Raw genomic sequence first — 16,825 nt, 5'->3', positions numbered from 1 at the left:
GCTAAGACTTTTGGGGTCCGGCATGCCGGACCCTTTTTAACTTTGGAAGGTCTACGTGAAACTACTGCCCCGATACTTAATAGCTGCCCTTGGTGGTGCCACCCTCCTGTTCCATGTGGGCCTAATTTTCTCCGGGTTGGTGCCTAATCTGGTAAGCCGTCCTTTGCACATGGCTTTTGCACTGCCATGGGTATTTATTATTCTTGCAAAAACACGGTTACAACTGTGGAGTGGTTTTTTACTTTGCGGCGCGGGCGTGGGTGCTTGCCTATGGCTTGCTTATAATCAGTCGGCGCTTTCGGACCAATACGGTTATTTAATGGGCAATGAGCAAATACTGATTGCCGGAGTCTTGCTGATTTGTGTTTTGGAAATGGCCCGACGGACCATTAGCTGGCCCTTGCCCACTGTTGCACTGATCGCCATACTCTATGGCTTATTCGGGCAATATATACCTGGTGAGTTTGGTTATGCCGGAACGCCAGTTGAAAGCTTTTTGGGCACATTAACAATTGCCGAGGGAGGACTTTGGGGCAAACTCACCGGCGTTTCGGTTAGTGTTGTGGCGATATTTGTTATTTTCGGCGCTGTGCTAAATGGGGGCGAAGCTGGAGCTGGATTTATGAATGTGGCTGCTGCTGCTGCTGGAAGGCTAAAAGGTGGCACAGCCAAAGTTTCGGTTATTTCTTCTGCTTTATTTGGCTCTATTTCCGGCTCTGCTTCGGCTAATGTTGCCTCGACTGGGGCCATTACATTGCCCGCAATGACACGCCTTGGTTACCCCAAAGCACTGGCTGCTGCGGTTGAAGCTGTTGCCTCTTCAGGCGGGCAAATTATGCCGCCATTGATGGGCGCTGGCGCTTTTGTCATGGTGGAGCTAACCGGCGTGCCCTACACCAGCATTATGGCAGCTGCCACACTGCCCGCCATTTTGTATTTTCTGGCGGTATGGATGGGCATTAATGCCTTTGCCAAACGCTATGATATGAAGGGGCTTTCTGCAGAGGAGCAACCATCAACACGCGATGTAGTCGTTACTTCCATGTTTTTCCTATTGCCTTTCACGGTTTTGTTATGGGCAATGTTCGTATGGGGTTACACGCCGCAATATGCTTCATGCATCGCCATGGGACTGGCTGCCCTATTGTTATTGATTGATAGCAGTTTCAAGTTCGATGGCCGGCGCACTTTGCAACGTATTGAAAAGGTGTGTGTTACTTCCAGCAAGCAAGTAGCAACAATTGCCTCAATTATTCTGTGTGCTTCAATAATCGTTGGCACTTTAGGGGTTACGGGACTTGGCGTTAAAATAACTTCGCTTATTCTTTCGGGCTCCTATGGTATGCTTTGGCCCGCATTATTATTGACTGCCGTTTCCTGCTTAATACTGGGAATGGAAGTACCAACCACAGCCGCCTATGTGATTTGCGTTAGTGTTGCTGGCCCTGCCCTTATACAAATGGGCCTTGAACCCTTAACAGCGCATTTGTTTGTGTTCTGGTTTGCGCTTTTGTCTACCATTACCCCACCTGTTTGCGGTGCGGTTTTTATTGCTGCTGGCATGGTGGGGGAAAACTGGCTGAAAGTAGCGCTCTTTGCCATGGCATTGGGGCTTGGGCTTTACCTTATACCGCTTGGTATGGTTGCTAATCCGCACCTTATCGAACTATTATCTGCACCCTTTTCTGCTCTTGGAGCCGCGCTGAAAGTGGGCATCGCTTTGTCCGCCATATCTTATGGCGTGATTGCTCCCTATAAAATACCGAGGAGAATCGCGCTGATTGTTATTGGTGCAGTTGTACTGTTTATCTAACCAGTTGGATAGTAACGTGTTTGGGAAGATGGCGTGAATATTGATTTCACGCCATCTTGTTTTTATAGGCAAACACTTATTGCTTGATTATGAAACCAAGTAGAAAGCACTTTAGAACTGGAATGGCAATACTTCGCCTGTAGACAGTTCACATTTACCAATACCACCACCGCTAAAGCCACTGCTTGGGGAGCTCAATGTCAGTGAACATGTCATGGAGCGTTTCGCACTAAAGAGAATACCTTTTGCTTTAGAGCTGTAGCTTGTGGAATCGCTGAATGACAGCGTGTCATCATCATCGTCTTTATCAAAATCGAATGTGTCCGTGACTTTTTCAGTCTCGGTTTTGTTGATGATCATTTTACCAGTGAAAACTTCACCGCTCGCGAGGCGGGCTGTTGCCTTTGCACTATCTTCCAAAAACTCTTCGGTGATCGAGAAAGTCACACCTTGGGATGCAGTGCCTTTAATGCCCTCGACACGGCCCTGACCTTCAGTTGTGGTTTGGCAACCAGCGAGCAGCGCCACAGAAACGAATGAAAGACCAATGATTTTCGTTAGTTTGTTCATTTTAACTTTCTTTTTCCATAAAAACAGCTTGGCAGCATTAACCGTAAAAGAGTAATTACGACTCCATACCACCACTGGTTTATACTTATCGTATTAGCTAGGTTTTGCAATAAAATTTTACTGCTTATCGATATTATTCTTAAAATTTATTAATTCATAATAAACTAATGTAATCAACGTTCAACTTGGCCAAAATTGTCTAAAACTAACTAATAATTGAAACATTTGAAGCGTTACATTGTAGTAGGGCGATGTAGCCACTTACATGCTTGCTGTGAACGAATGATTATGTTGGCGCAATTTCTATGTTTGATTAAATAGGATCCTTCAAACGGCTCATTAGGGCATAAAAAAATGATCCAACCCTTATTGATGCCGTTATATGCATAAAACAATGCTAGGCATCGTTCGCCGACTAACTATCTAATATAAAGGGGAGTTTACTTGCCAGGCAGATGGTACAGACGAGTGGATTCGAACCACCGACCTTCGGAGCCACAATCCGACGCTCTAACCAACTGAGCTACGTCTGCTTGGCAAGTGCGCGGAACATAGATTTTATGTTGCGCCTTGGCAAGAGGCTAAAACATTTTTTAGATAAAAATCCACAGCACAGGCAAAAAGTGGCTTTTTTCTATGAATATCAGGTGCATAGCAGCTTAGTTATTCACAATTCGAGCCGTTTTCAGAACACTTTTTTAGCGTTCAATGCATTAGTCCACCCTGCCAGACACATAAAAAGGGCAGGATCGAAGCCCTGCCCTTTAGTAAAAAACAAAATGCGCGCTATTGGTTAGCTCACTTTAAAATCTTTCGTTGCTTTTTCGAAAGCTTCTTTAGCTGGCTTGCCCATATTTTCAGCAAGATCGCGGGCAGCACCCTGGAACTCTTTTGATTGCTCTGAAAGCATATCATACTGTTTGCGGGCAAAAGCGGATTGCAACTCTACAGCTTCGGAAAGAGACTTAACATTCAGCATGCTGGTGATGTGCGCGAATGCAGCGTCTACGTTTTCTTTCGCAGCTTCAACAGCTTTCAAATTATAAGAAACTACGCCCGTACGGGTGGTTTCTACTGTTTCTTCCAGTGCAGTGGTTAGCTCATCAGAAGCAGATTTGAACTTGGAGTAAGCATCTTTTGCTTGCTGCATACCCTTTTCGTTCATTTCGCGGAAAGCTTCTGGCATTTCAAAGTTGGACATGGAGAAAACCCCTTCTGGTACTGCTGTCTCTTTGGCTTTCGTGCTACGAGATTTGGATTCTGTTTTCGATGTTTCTGCTACAGTTGTCGCCATTTTAAAAATTCCTTCCTGATTAACTGGCAATCACTTCTGGAATTTTCTTGGCTATCCAAATGAGCGCTGGTGCGCCTACAAAGCAATGGTTGCCGATACATAAAGCCGACATGCAATAGCTTTATACTTGATAGCCAGAGAAATAATTCCCTCACACGAGTCACTATAGTAATAAAAATTGTGCATTGCAACATAATTTTGCAGCGCAACATAAAATTCTATTCCGTATCGTAAATGCCCTTAAAAAATGGCGGGAGATATAAGGCAGTTTCATCTGTTGGAACAAAGGAATAAACTTAGATATCTTAGCCAAGCCGAACTATTTATATAATCGCAACGGAAGCCGTGCGTAGAGTACAAGACAGCGCATAACGCTGAAATTGTTAACTGAATAGGCAGGAATTCTCTTGGATATTTTAGGGGGAGAGAAGCCAATGTGACGACTTTGGCTTACCTTGGTGAAAGTTTATGTATAAGCTTACAGTAGTATAGCTATACCTAAACGTACCTAGAACCAATGAGCCGCGTTTGGAGAACTATGCCGTGGCATTGGCTGCTTTGGAATAATAGGCACTTTTGGTGTTCGCTCTCTTTGACTGGCACACTCAACATAAAAACTCTCTAATGTTACATGGGCCAGAAGTAACTTGGAAAGAACTATATACAGGATGGATTTACCCGTTGCAGTATGCAAGAAAACAGCAGAAAGCACATACGAAGCGAGTGATGCAATGAGCGGGTTTATATTCAAGCGCCGCCAACGCCCAATACGCTTTGCTTGGCGGACTGACGCGCAACTGAACCTTACTGCGCTTTCCAAGGAATTTGATCAGTTGCTCGGGCCACAGAGCGCACAAATGATCGGGCTTTCCTGGCAAGAGATTTGCCGACGAATCAACCTTGCACAAGACGAGGCACTGCCTAGCCAGTTGTATGAGCAGCAGAGCTTTGCTGGTGCGAAAATTATGTGGCCAAGTTGTCAGGCTCACCTTGTTGTACCTGTCGATCTTTCGGCGCAAGCACAATATGACGAGAGCGGCAACTTCTCCGGTTTTTCCGGTTTTGGTATCATTCGCAGCGTTCAAGCAATTGAAAGTGATGCTTGGTGTGACCCTTGCCGCGAACCAACCGAGATAACGATTAAAGCACCTGATAGCGACGCACCTTCGGTTGACGATCACCCTAAACAGCCAGAAGATTATGCGCAGTTTGTTAAACCAAATGCTCATGATGAGCTTGAAGATGAGTTTAATTCTGGAGGGCTTTTACGACCCGATGCGACAAGCTTGGCTGTTTCCGGAGCCGGGGCAGACTATGACATTGTGATACCCGAGCCCGAAGCTCAAGCTGCAATTCGTCACGCTGGCCATGATGTAACAATCGAACAGAAGAGTTTTTCACAAACCGATAGTGATGTGCCTTTGGAACAGGAAACCTCTCAAAGCGAGCCGAGTAAAACCGGCGACCTTTTTGAAGACCAAAGCACTGATGACAGATCGGCGTTTCAAAAGGCGGTTGAAAGCGCCCCGGATGCGCCACCGCGCAGTACATCCTTGGGCGGTGCCCGCAGCTTAGCCGAGTTAACAAGCAATATTGTACGCTTTGTCGATAAGTCAGCTGACCGGCTGCAGTCTCGCCTTAGTAAACCCGAGCAAGACGCCTTTCATAAAATCGCGCGGGCTCTTTCCCCCGATGATAAGCAAGGGGCCCCCAATGATAAGCAAGGGGCTTACAATGAACGGCACGGGGCAGCAAAAAGCAGCATTGAGGCAGCTTCTAAATCGCCGGTAAATCATGCCTCTTCACAACAGGCAGATAGTAAGCAGCTATCAACACAACAAAAGGAACACCAGAGCACTTTTCAAGGTAAGGAAGCCCCCGTCAGTGCGCAGGGAAGCTTTGCTACAAAGGTTGCGAACAGTTTGTCAGCCGCTACAAAAAAGCAACCGCCTCAAAACACTGATAATGTGACGCATGTTGTTGTGCAGCGCTCGGCACAAGTTATTGAAGAACAGAAACAGTCTGCCAAGGATTTACCTGCGGCCATTACCCAGCCAATTGACCCTAAGCTCCTTGAGGTTTTGCCTATTGGTGTCATTATCGTACAAGATCAGGAGCTGATCTACGGCAATGAAAGCCTGTTAAAGCAGCTGGGTTATAGCAGTTTTGAGCAACTCAAACAGGCGGGGGGCTTAGAAGCGATTTTTGTTTCCCCTGAAGATGCCCCAGTGCAAACAGAGGGCGTGTTGGACCGACAGTTGCATATGCGTTGTCATGATGGACTAATTAAACCCATTGATGCGCGCATGCATAGTGTGCCTTGGCAGGACGGCCAAGCATTGATGATTTCATTATTACCAATCAAGGCTGCTTCTGCAAATAATGGGCGGAGTGCGTCATACCCTGCGGACAAGGGTCCAAATGACAATAACCATGGCTCTAACCATACGATATTGGCCTCTGATTCAGCGCGTGCTTTAGAAGCGGAAACAGATTTAGGCCTTAGCTATGAGCAGCTTTCATTTGCAGTGCACAATGCAAGTGATGCTGTGCTGATTTTAGATACGAAAGGGCACATTTTAGCCGTGAACCGCAGTGGAGAAGGGCTTTTTGATTGTAGCCGTGACGAGATGCTAGGTTCTCCGCTTGCCGCTTTTCTTGAGGACGGGGCAAAAGAGTTGGCAGCACACCGCCTCGATTCACTTGGTGCCACAGGCATTCCCAGTATTGCCAACGACCGTTTTGAGCTGGAGCTGAGTACGGCGAAGGGCAACATGGTGCAAGCTGAGGCGGTCATGGCGGCACTGCCAAACGAAAAAGGTGCATCATCGCAAGGAAAACAGGCGGCATTTGCTTGTCTTGTATTACGCGACATGAGCCGACACCGTAAAGTAGAGCGCGCTTTGGCAGCACGACAGGAACGCGCTGAGACGGAGAGTACCAGAAAATCCGAGTTTTTGACCAAGGTCAGCCACGAGATTAGAACGCCGCTGAATGCCCTGCTCGGTTTTGCAGAGGCCATGTTAGAAGAGCAATTCGGTTCACTTGGGAATGATCGTTATCGCGAATATTTGCGCGATATCCTACGTTCGGGAGCCCATATCAGCGCATTAGTGAATGACCTGCTCGATTTGGCACGTATTGAGGCCGGGCATTTGGATTTGAGCTTTGAAGCCGTTTCTACCGGAGATATTTTGCGCGAGTGCGTGGGGCTCTTGCAGCCAGTTGCGCAAAAGCAACGGGTGATTATTCGCTCCAGCGTTCCGGAAAACCTCCCTGCAATCGTGGCGGATACCAAATCGATGCGGCAAATTATTTTTAATTTGCTCTCCAATGCCCTCAAGTTCACCGGTGAAGGCGGACAGGTCATTGCTTCGCTTCGACTTGAAGAGCACGGCGAGATGACCTTGAGTGTGCGTGATACCGGTTGTGGTATGAGTGAAAACGAACTTGAGCTGGTGATGCAGCCCTTTCATCAAATCAAGCGCCCCGGAGTTGCGCATGGAACCGGGCTTGGTTTGCCGTTGACCAAAGCACTCGCACAAGCAAACCATATGGAATTTAAACTCGAGTCCGAGGAAGATATGGGAACCGTTGCCAGTTTGGTTATTCCCCCACAACGGGTATTGGCGGAATAGCGCTTATCGCTTTGTTAGTTTTCTTCCTTCAGTTTCTTGTTTTGGTATTCATGAGCTAGGGAGTTTTTATGCTAACGCTTGCTTCGCTTTTTGAAGCCCGTGATGTCATTCACCGGTTCCTACCAGAAACACCAGAGTATAACTGGCCGTTGCTCGACGAGGCTTTAGGGGCTGAAGTATGGGTTAAACACGAGAACCACGCACCTACCGGCTCGTTTAAAATCCGTAGTGCCCTTGCCTATATATATGCCCAATCATTGCTACAACCACCTCACACAACATACATAAGCGCGACAAGCGGCAATTTTGGGTTAAGCATTGCTTATGCGGCACAGAAATTCAATTATGGCAGTGTTGCAGTCGTTCCCGTAGGTAGCCCCCTTTCCAAAAAAGCTTACATGCAGGCAATGGGTTGCTTTGTTATTGAACACGGCGAAAACTATAATGAAGCAGAAGCACACGCGGTGACATTAAGTGAAGAGCAAGGCTTTCAGCTGGTGCCCTCTTTTCATCACGAGCTGGTTTGCGGGGCGGCAACATATGCACTTGCATTCTTTAAAGCACAACCAAAGCTTGATGTTGTGTATGTACCGGTGGGCCTTGGTACCAGTATTTGCGGCGTCATAGCTGCAAGGGATCTATTACATCTCTCGACTAAAGTCGTTGGCGTTGTTGGGCAATGCTCTCAATATCAAAGTAATGGCCATTCCACACACCCGTTAGAAACGCACTCATTTGCCGATGGTATTGCTATTTCCATGCCTCACAAAGAAGCTGAAGCCATTATAGGCCGCGGGGCAGAACGCATTATTCAAGTAAGTGATATAGAAATTGCCGATGCCATTCGGCTGGCCTATGGTGCAACCCATAATCTACTTGAAGGCGCGGGCGCTGCCGGATTGGCAGGCATGATAAAAGAGCGCAACATGCTGCAGAAAAGCCGTATTGGTACGATTTTTTGTGGGCAGAATATCGACAGGCATAATATGGCTTTAATCCTGCAAGGTTTGACCCCTTGAGCAAAGCCCTCCCTTTTGAGCGTTACTTGTAAAACCTTCCACAACTTCCTCAGCAAAATGCAAAAAATCATGAAAATGAATTTCATTGGCATTTGCAATGAGATAAGAACACTTGTGCTGTTTTTATATTTCGAAGTGACAACTAATCAGTATTATTGCTACAATTTAAATTGACAATAAAACTCAAGTTTTTTACCTATTACTTAAACCTGACTAGTAAAGTCACATTCTAAACAGATGGTTGCACAAAGGAACAGCACAATGCCAATTACATTCGACAGGCTGAAAACCACGGTTGCCTTCGGCCTTGCCGCGATGAGCGCTGGCATTTTCTATCATACCTCTGCGTCAGCTCAGGAAGAAGTAAACATCTATTCCTACCGTGCACCTGAGTTGATTAAACCGCTACTTGATGCCTTTCAAAAAGAAACCGGCATAAAAAGCAATGTTGTTTTTGCTAGTAAAGGCCTTGCTGAGCGCATTAAGGCCGAAGGCGAAAACTCTCCTGCCGATGTGCTGTTAACCGTTGATATTGGCCGGTTGCAAGGAGCGGAAGAGTTGGGTGTGACGCAACCATTGAACGACCCCGAGATTAACAAACACATTCCAGCCAATTTGCGTGACCCCGATGGCAACTGGTTTGGCCTTACCACGCGTGCCCGCGTCATATACGCATCACGTGATCGGGTGAAACAGGACAAAGTCACCTATGAAGAGTTGGCGGATCCAAAATGGAAAGGACGGATTTGTACTCGTTCGGGACAACATGTTTATTCTATTGGCTTGATTGCCTCCATGATCGCCCATCACGGGGAAGACGAGACCAAGAAATGGTTGGAGGCAGTACGCGATAACCTTGCCCGCAAGCCAACTGGTAATGACCGCGCCCAAGTTAAAGCCATTTTTGCCGGTGAATGTGATATTGCCTTGGGCAACACTTATTATATGGGCAAAATGCAAACCAACGAGAAAGACCCTGAGCAAAAAGAATGGGCAGCTTCGGTGCGCATATTATTCCCGAACAGCGATGATCGTGGTTCCCACGTGAACATTTCCGGCGTAGCTTTGGCCAAGTATGCGCCACATAAAGAAAATGCGATCAAACTGATGGAGTTTCTTGCCTCCCCTGAGGCGCAAAGCATTTATGCGGCGCAAAACTTTGAATATCCTGTTTTACCAGGGGCCAAAGCCTCAGAGCGCGTCCAGTCCTGGGGCAACTTGAAGCCAGATACAGTTGCTATTGACCAAATTGGCGATCTTCGTAAAAAGGCCAGTCAACTGGTTGATATTGTTGGCTTTGACAATGGGCCTGCGAACTGAGATCTGAATGTTAAATACTATTTGCTGTCGCGTATCACTGCTGTTGTCCGCTTTCCACCATCGTGGGGAGCGGGCAATCGCGCTTTTAAGCATACTGCTAACTGTTATTGCAGTTTTACCTGTGTTGACTGTGATTTACCTAGCTATTGGTAGCGCAGGCGATAATTGGCATCATTTGCTATCCAGCGTTTTACCTCAATCGGTGTGGGCCACACTGCAGTTATTGGCGGGCACAAGTATTTTAATACTTGTTATCGGCGTGGGATGTGCTTGGCTGGTTACGATGTGCCGGTTTCCCGGTCGACGCCTCTTTGATATTGCATTGCTGCTGCCCTTGGCAGTTCCGACATATATTATTGCTTTTTCATATGTTGAACTGTTTGATTACACCGGTGTCATCCAGAGTACTTTGCGGGCAGTGATGGGGTTTAAAACCTCCAGGGACTATTGGTTCCCCGAGGTCCGCTCCATGGGCGGGGCAATATTTGTAATGGGCTTTGTGCTTTACCCCTATGTTTATTTAAGCGCACGGGCGAGTTTTATTGCTCAATCAGCCTGCACGCTCGATGTTTCCAGAACATTAGGGGCATCTCCGCTGCGACTGTTCTTTCGTGTTGCTTTGCCGTTAGCGCGGCCTGCAATTGCAGTTGGCGCCTCGCTTGCACTTATGGAATGCCTTAACGACATTGGTGCGGTAACATTTTTCGGGGTTAAGACCTTAAGCTTTACCGTTTACGATACCTGGCTGAACCGCTCTAGCCTAACAGGCGCTGCACAAATCGCCTGTGTGATGTTGTTCGTGGTTCTGGCATTAATATGGCTGGAAAACCATGCAAGGCGACAGCAACGTTTTTACCAGAGCAACACAAGCGCCGGAAAGGCATTACAAGGTTACACACTACGCGGAGTGCATAAATGGCTGGCAATGGGCTTTTGCGCCCTACCCATTCTTTTAGGGTTTGGCCTGCCTGCTATTTTGCTATTAAGTCGCGCCATCCGCCGCCATGAGGGGTTGTTCAATCCAGCCCTATGGCAGGCTGCGCAAAATTCTCTCGTTCTTGCAATCATAGGTGCCAGCTGTGCTATTTTCGTGGCACTTGCGCTAAGTTATTACCGGCGCACCAACCCTGGTCCTCTTTCGCAGTTTTTAGGTCGTCTGGCATCAATAGGTTATGCTGTACCCGGTACGATTTTGGCGGTAGGGATTTTGTTTCCTGTGGCTGCACTGGACAACAGCCTTGCCAATTTCTTTAAACTGAACTTTGGAATCTCTACGGGTTTGATTTTGCTCGGCTCGGGCACTGCACTGGTTTATGCTTATGTGGTCCGCTTTTTAGCCGTGACTTATGGCCAACTCGACAGTGGCTTTGGCAAAATATCCCCTAGTCTTGATATGGCTGCACAGACGTTGGGACAAAGCCGTTTTGGAATTTTCCGGCGGGTGCATGTACCTTTGTTAAGCCCCGTCGTCTCTTCTGCCTGCCTATTGGCCTTTGTGGAGTGCATGAAGGAGTTGCCAGCTACATTGCTGTTACGCCCCTTCAATTTTGAGAGTCTGGCTACCACAGTATATACCGCAACAGCACGAGAGGCCTACGAAGATGCGGCAATGCCTGCGCTGTTTATTGTTTTGGTTGGCATTATCCCTGTTGTAATGCTTGCTAGAACAACAATTCGTAATTACCGTGACAAAACCAGTAGCCGCAGTTTGATGCCCTCGCTCGCAACAACAAGAAACCCGCAAATGGCGCAGGGCCAATAAGGCCTTGCGGCGCTTTAGTTGTGATATTCAATCAATCGCATTGAGCTAGCGCTGAGTGGTGGCCAGTTTCAGCGCAAGACCCAAAAACACCGTTGCAGCAATACGGTTCAATATCACCTGAGCTTTTGGGTTGTTGGAAAGCTTTTGGCCAATAGTTCCTGCAGCCAATGCAACCCCACCAAACACCAATAGTGTAACAAGAATAAATATGAAACCTAACTGGGCAAATTGCAGTGTTAGCGGGCCATGAAGCGGATTAACAAATTGCGGCAGGAAAGACAGGAAGAATATCGAAACCTTGGGATTGGTGATATTCATAATCACGCCACGTCGATATAGTGCAAGCAACGACATGGGCTTTTCTTTTTCTGCCTGCAGAGATTCTGGCTTAGCGCGCCAAGCCCCAATGGCAAGATAAGCCAAGTACCCTGCCCCAATCCATTTTAGCAGGTTAAATGCCAAGTCTGAGGTAGCAAAAATAGCAGCAACACCTAAAGCAACTGCCGTGGTATGGGCAATAATTCCTGTCGCCAAACCCAATGTGACCGCAATACCTGCGGGCCGGCCAGACATGGCTGATTGTGTGAGAACAAAGACGTTATCTGGGCCCGGTGCTAATGCCAATACAATTGCAACGGAAGTGAAAGTGCTCAAGACTTCGATCGGTAGCATTTAAAACTCATAGGGTACAACGAATATGCACAGCACATTAGCAACTTAGCTAAGGAAACAACAGTTATTTCTGGTAGGAATCAAAAAAGGCGGCTCTTCGCCGCCTTTATCATTTACACCAATTGCAGGGCATAATTACAAAACCTAAGCGACGAGCGTTGCCTCGGTTTTTGCATGCACTTCTTCATTCGTGACATCTGGCGCCAGCTCGATAATTTTCAAGCCACCTTCAACCACGTCAAATACCCCAAGATTGGTGATAATGCGATGTACACAATGAACACCGGTGAGCGGTAGTGTGCAGTTTTTAAGTAGCTTGGTTTCGCCCTTTTTATTGGTGTGGTCCATAAGCACGACAACGCGCTTTACACCAGCGACCAAATCCATAGCGCCGCCCATGCCCTTAACCATTTTCCCCGGAATCATCCAGTTGGCGAGATCGCCGTTTTCGGAAACCTCCATAGCGCCCAGGATTGAAAGGTCGATGTGGCCGCCACGGATCATGGCGAAACTATCGGCCGAAGAAAAATAGCTGGTGCGGTCCAGCTCGGTAATAGTTTGCTTGCCGGCATTAATAAGATCAGCGTCCACTGCATCTTCCGTAGGGAATGGGCCCATACCCAACATACCGTTTTCTGATTGCAGCGCCACATCCATGCCGTCCGGAATGTAGTTTGAAACCAGTGTTGGAATACCAATTCCTAAGTTAACGTAGAAACCGTCTTGCAATTCTTGTGCGGCGCGTTCGGCCATTTGCTCACGTGTCCAAGCCATGTGTTGCCCCCTTACGCTGCTTTTACTGTGCGCTGTTCGATGCGCTTTTCGAATGTGCCCAATACAATGCGATCAACGTATATACCCGGAGTATGGATTTGATCGGGGTCAAGCGCACCAATTTCTACAATCTCTTCCACTTCCACAACGGTTTTCTTACCTGCGGTTGCCATCATTGGATTGAAGTTACGTGCGGTTTTACGGAAGATCAGGTTGCCCTCTTTATCGGCTTTCCATGCTTTTACCAGCGACAAATCTGAGACAAGGCCGGTTTCCATGATGTAGGTCTCGCCGTTAAAGTCTTTGTGCTCTTTGCCTTCGGCAATGAGGGTTCCGACACCGGTCTTTGTGAAGAAACCCGGAATTCCCGCGCCACCAGCACGAATACGCTCGGCCAATGTGCCTTGCGGATTAAACTCAAGCTCTAGTTCACCGTTGAGGTATTGTTTTTCGAAGGTGGCGTTTTCTCCCACATATGAGGATACCATCTTTTTTATTTGTCTGGTTTGTAACAGTAAGCCTAGGCCAAAGTCATCAACGCCGGCATTGTTGGAAATGGCTGTTATACCAGTAGTACCACTATCCCGCAGAGCAATAATGAGGTTCTCGGGTATACCGCAAAGGCCAAAACCACCGGCCATTACAGTCATGTCATCAAAGACAAGCCCCTCTAGCGCTGCAGCCGCACTCGGGAAAACCTTGTTCATTCCTATCTCCCAAATTATCTTTAGTATGCGAGCAGGCTGTGCCAAACGCGAGAGAGGAAATACTCGCGACGCCCTTTTTAGGGCCCATCACCTACTAAAGAGATATCCCAGTTACACGTATTGATAGCGACATTATGACAGGACGCCAAGGGTCCGGTAGACACTCTCAAGACATTTTGCTGCCCAACAATACTAAAGGCTAAGCCACAACGACTAGCTAAGCCTTTCGTTTAATGTGTTTTTACTTGCTTTTTAGCGAACAAAAAGCACTAGGAGCCCGCACGTATTGTAGCCGAGGACTGTTTTTTCGTATGTGCCTGCTTGTTTAATAGGGAGATTGTTATCACTCCTAAAGTGACCGCAGTAATCATGATTGTGCAGATTGCATTAATCTCTGGTGTCACACCCCTTCTCACTTGCGAGTAAATCGCCATAGGCAAGGTTGTGGCACCAGGACCGGAAGTGAAGCTGGCAATGACCAGATCATCAAGCGAAAGTGTAAAAGCTAACATCCAGCCAGCAAGAACGCCGGGAAGAATTTGCGGTAAGGTAATAACGAAAAATGCCTTGAGCGGTGGACAGCCAAGGTCACGCGCAGCCTCTTCTAGTGATTGATCGAACATGGCCAAGCGAGATTGCACAACCACGGCCACATAACACATAGTGAAGGAGGTATGGGCAATGGTGATGGTCCAAAAACCACGGGCTTGATCGACCGCTACAAACAACAGCAGCATCGAGAGCCCCAGAATTATTTCTGGCATCACTAGAGGTGCGTAAATCATGCCCGAAAATAACGTTCGACCCATAAAACGCCCTCTACCCGCCAAGACAAGTGCTGCCATGGTGCCTAAGACAGTGGCGATACTAGCGGAAACCAGGCCGATACGAAGCGTGATATAGACAGCACTGAGCAATTGCTCGTTATGCAGCAATGCACTGTACCATTTTGTAGAAAAACCACCCCATACAGTCACCAGCTTGGAGCTATTGAATGAAAAAACCACCAAAATAACAATGGGTAGATAGAGGAATGAAAACCCGAGCACCAATGACGTGATACTGAACCAGTCCTTTTTTAAGGCTTTCATGTCAACACCTCGCCACTTTTTCTCTGGTGACGTTGAAACAGCAGTATGGGAATGATTAAAATAACAAGCAAGACAACGGCTACTGCCGAGGCCAATGGCCAATCGCGGTTGGAGAAGAACTCAACCCATAGGGTTTTGCCTATCATTAGGGTTTCCGAGCCACCTAAAATATCTGGAATAACGAACTCACCTACAGCAGGGATAAAGACCAAAAAGCAACCAGCGATAATGCCTGGTTTCGAGAGCGGGAATGTCACGCGCCAAAATGTTTTGGATGGCGGGCATCCCAGATCTTGTGAAGCTTCGATTAAGGTGTTGTCCAACTTCTCCAGTGTGGCATAAAGCGGTAACACCATAAAAGGCAGGTACGAATAAACTATGCCGATGTAGACAGCGATGTTGGTATTTAGAATTATCAATGGCTCATCAATAACGCCCAACATCTGAAGGAACTGATTAAGTAGCCCTTCATTTTTCAAAATGCCTATCCATGCATATACGCGAATAAGGAAGCTGGTCCAGAATGGGAGAATGACCATAACAAGCAGCAGCGGCTGCAACCCTTTGGGTGCCTTCGCCATGCTGTAAGCCATGGGATAACCTATTAAAAGTGTTAGTATAGTCGCGATTGCCGCAATTTTTAGAGATGATAGGTAGGCGCTTAGGTACAGCTCGTCTTCTGTCAGCCATAAATAATTGTCAAGCGACCAATGACTAACCATGGCCTTAAAGCCATCCCAACCCGCTGACCAATCCATTTGCGGGGCATATGGGGGAATTGAAAGAACCTGCTCGGAAAAAGAGATTTTCAAAACTATCAAAAATGGCAGCAGGAAGAATATTGACAACCACAGATAAGGGACCGCGATCAGCGTCCAGCTACGCCGTCTACCATGATGACTATTTTGCATTTTCCTGTTTTTTGTCATCTTGACCTCACTGCGACAGGATAACCCCGGCCTCTGCATCGAATGAGAGCCAAACTTTATCTTCCCACGAAATCGGCCGCTCTACCAACCGTGTGGTGTTGGCAACGATGGTACGTACAATATGCCCCTGAGAAACCTTAATGTGATAAATGGAGACGTCGCCTAAATATGCGATATCCCAAACCTCACCTTTTATCGTGTTCAAGCTTGGATCTAGCGGCTTTTCAAAGGAGATGCGCATTTTTTCCGGGCGGATGGCAAATGTCACAGCATCGCCAATCATTCTTGGGTGACCGGCTTTCACTTTAATTTCGTTTCCAAGCTCTTCGGAGTGTAACGTAATCGAAGCTCCGCCATTTTGTGGTCGACAACCGGTAACCTTACATTCGAAGAAGTTAATATCACCAATAAAGTCAGCTACATATCTTGAAACGGGCTGCTCATAAATTTCGCCGGGTGTCGCAACTTGCAAAATGTGCCCCGAATTCATGACCGATATTCTATCGGCCAAATTCATGGCCTCTTCCTGATCGTGCGTGACGATTAGAAAAGTCATGCGCAACTCTTCTTGCAGGTTCATAAGTTCTATTTGGGTTTCTTCGCGCAGCTTTTTATCTAGTGCAGCCAGAGGCTCATCTAACAATAAGACTTTGGGACGTTTGGCAAGAGAGCGTGCCAGCGCAACTCGCTGGCGTTGACCACCTGAAAGTTGATGCGGTTTTCGTTTGGCAAAGGCTTCCAATTTCACCAGAGCCAACATTTCGTCCACCCGTCGTTTGATGTCTGATCTAGGTAAGTTATCCTGCTTCAAACCAAAAGCGATATTCTTCTCAACATTCAAATGCGGAAATAAAGCATATGACTGGAACATCATGTTCACCGGCCGCCGGTGAGGTGGAATACGGGTAATTTCCTGGCCATCTAAAAAGATTTGGCCCTCGGTTGGCGTTTCAAAGCCAGCCAGCATCCGCATCAATGTGGTTTTACCGCAACCAGAGCCCCCTAATAACGCATGGAACTCTCGCTGATAGATTTTTAAAGACAACTGATCGACAGCAACAAACGAACCAAAGCGTTTGGTGACATTGCGAAATTCAATAAATGGCTGCTGCTCTGGATTTTCCCAGGGTGCAAATGCACGGCGCACTGGCCCAAGTGGCTTTTTTGCCAAAACGCTGCTCCATGGTTGACGGGATCAAAAAAGTTGCAGACCGGCTAGCGGTCTGCATGAGTTCG

At 47.2% G+C, this 16,825-nt stretch carries 13 protein-coding genes and 1 tRNA gene; 5 read left to right on the top strand and 9 right to left on the bottom strand.

Translation table 11 applies throughout. The annotated features are described in order from the left end of the window. Positions 1-55: 55 nt before the first annotated feature. A complete protein-coding gene (locus AYK67_RS13745) occupies positions 56-1,813 on the top strand; it encodes a TRAP transporter permease (protein ID WP_156453171.1) in 1,758 nt (585 codons plus the stop codon). 111 nt (positions 1,814-1,924) lie between these two features. On the opposite strand, the gene AYK67_RS13740 is transcribed toward AYK67_RS13745, so the two are convergent. From AYK67_RS13740 to AYK67_RS13730, 3 genes are all read right to left on the bottom strand, one after another. Further along, the gene (locus AYK67_RS13740; RefSeq protein WP_068087901.1) at positions 1,925-2,383 is read right to left on the bottom strand and encodes a hypothetical protein; all 459 of its coding nucleotides are present in this window, start codon (positions 2,381-2,383) and stop codon (positions 1,925-1,927) included. A gap of 456 nt (positions 2,384-2,839) precedes the next feature. Continuing rightward, positions 2,840-2,916, bottom strand: a tRNA-His gene (locus AYK67_RS13735). 260 nt (positions 2,917-3,176) lie between these two features. Beyond that, a complete protein-coding gene (locus tag AYK67_RS13730; RefSeq protein WP_068087900.1) occupies positions 3,177-3,677 on the bottom strand; it encodes a phasin in 501 nt (166 codons plus the stop codon). Between the two features lie 668 nt (positions 3,678-4,345). Between AYK67_RS13730 and AYK67_RS13725 the strand changes: the two genes are divergently transcribed. From AYK67_RS13725 to AYK67_RS13710, 4 genes are all read left to right on the top strand, one after another. Continuing rightward, positions 4,346-7,315, top strand: coding sequence for a histidine kinase dimerization/phospho-acceptor domain-containing protein (locus AYK67_RS13725; protein ID WP_068087899.1), 2,970 nt, complete (start codon positions 4,346-4,348; stop codon positions 7,313-7,315). Positions 7,316-7,383: 68 nt separating this feature from the next. Further along, positions 7,384-8,334, top strand: a complete 951-nt coding sequence (locus AYK67_RS13720) for a threonine dehydratase (protein ID WP_068087897.1) — start codon at positions 7,384-7,386, stop codon at positions 8,332-8,334. Positions 8,335-8,649: 315 nt separating this feature from the next. Next, positions 8,650-9,654 carry a Fe(3+) ABC transporter substrate-binding protein gene (locus tag AYK67_RS13715; RefSeq protein WP_068088008.1) on the top strand — a complete coding sequence of 335 codons (1,005 nt, stop codon included), beginning with the start codon at positions 8,650-8,652 and terminating at the stop codon, positions 9,652-9,654. A 7-nt stretch (positions 9,655-9,661) separates the two neighbouring features. Continuing rightward, positions 9,662-11,416: an ABC transporter permease gene (locus AYK67_RS13710; protein ID WP_082735825.1), complete on the top strand. Its 1,755-nt coding sequence runs from the start codon at positions 9,662-9,664 to the stop codon at positions 11,414-11,416. A gap of 45 nt (positions 11,417-11,461) precedes the next feature. Here AYK67_RS13710 and AYK67_RS13705 read toward each other — a convergent pair whose 3' ends face one another. From AYK67_RS13705 to AYK67_RS13680, 6 genes are all read right to left on the bottom strand, one after another. Then, a complete protein-coding gene (locus tag AYK67_RS13705; protein ID WP_068087894.1) occupies positions 11,462-12,088 on the bottom strand; it encodes a LysE family translocator in 627 nt (208 codons plus the stop codon). 144 nt (positions 12,089-12,232) lie between these two features. Beyond that, complete coding sequence (locus AYK67_RS13700; RefSeq protein ID WP_068087891.1) at positions 12,233-12,862, bottom strand: CoA transferase subunit B; 630 nt, start codon at positions 12,860-12,862, stop codon at positions 12,233-12,235. Between the two features lie 11 nt (positions 12,863-12,873). Next, positions 12,874-13,569, bottom strand: coding sequence for a CoA transferase subunit A (locus AYK67_RS13695; protein ID WP_068087889.1), 696 nt, complete (start codon positions 13,567-13,569; stop codon positions 12,874-12,876). A 269-nt stretch (positions 13,570-13,838) separates the two neighbouring features. Beyond that, a complete protein-coding gene (locus tag AYK67_RS13690) occupies positions 13,839-14,660 on the bottom strand; it encodes an ABC transporter permease (protein WP_068087887.1) in 822 nt (273 codons plus the stop codon). Beyond that, a complete protein-coding gene (locus AYK67_RS13685; RefSeq protein WP_244266929.1) occupies positions 14,657-15,589 on the bottom strand; it encodes an ABC transporter permease subunit in 933 nt (310 codons plus the stop codon). The genes AYK67_RS13690 and AYK67_RS13685 overlap by 4 nt, the downstream gene beginning before the upstream one ends. A gap of 7 nt (positions 15,590-15,596) precedes the next feature. Continuing rightward, positions 15,597-16,760, bottom strand: a complete 1,164-nt coding sequence (locus AYK67_RS13680) for an ABC transporter ATP-binding protein (RefSeq protein ID WP_068087884.1) — start codon at positions 16,758-16,760, stop codon at positions 15,597-15,599. Between the last annotated feature and the right edge of the window lie 65 nt (positions 16,761-16,825).

It is taken from the genome of Polycladidibacter stylochi (assembly GCF_001562055.1).
Lineage (GTDB): Bacteria > Pseudomonadota > Alphaproteobacteria > Rhizobiales > Stappiaceae > Pseudovibrio > Pseudovibrio stylochi.
Note: the sequence above shows the minus strand (reverse complement) of the source record. Positions and strands in the feature narration are given on the sequence as shown.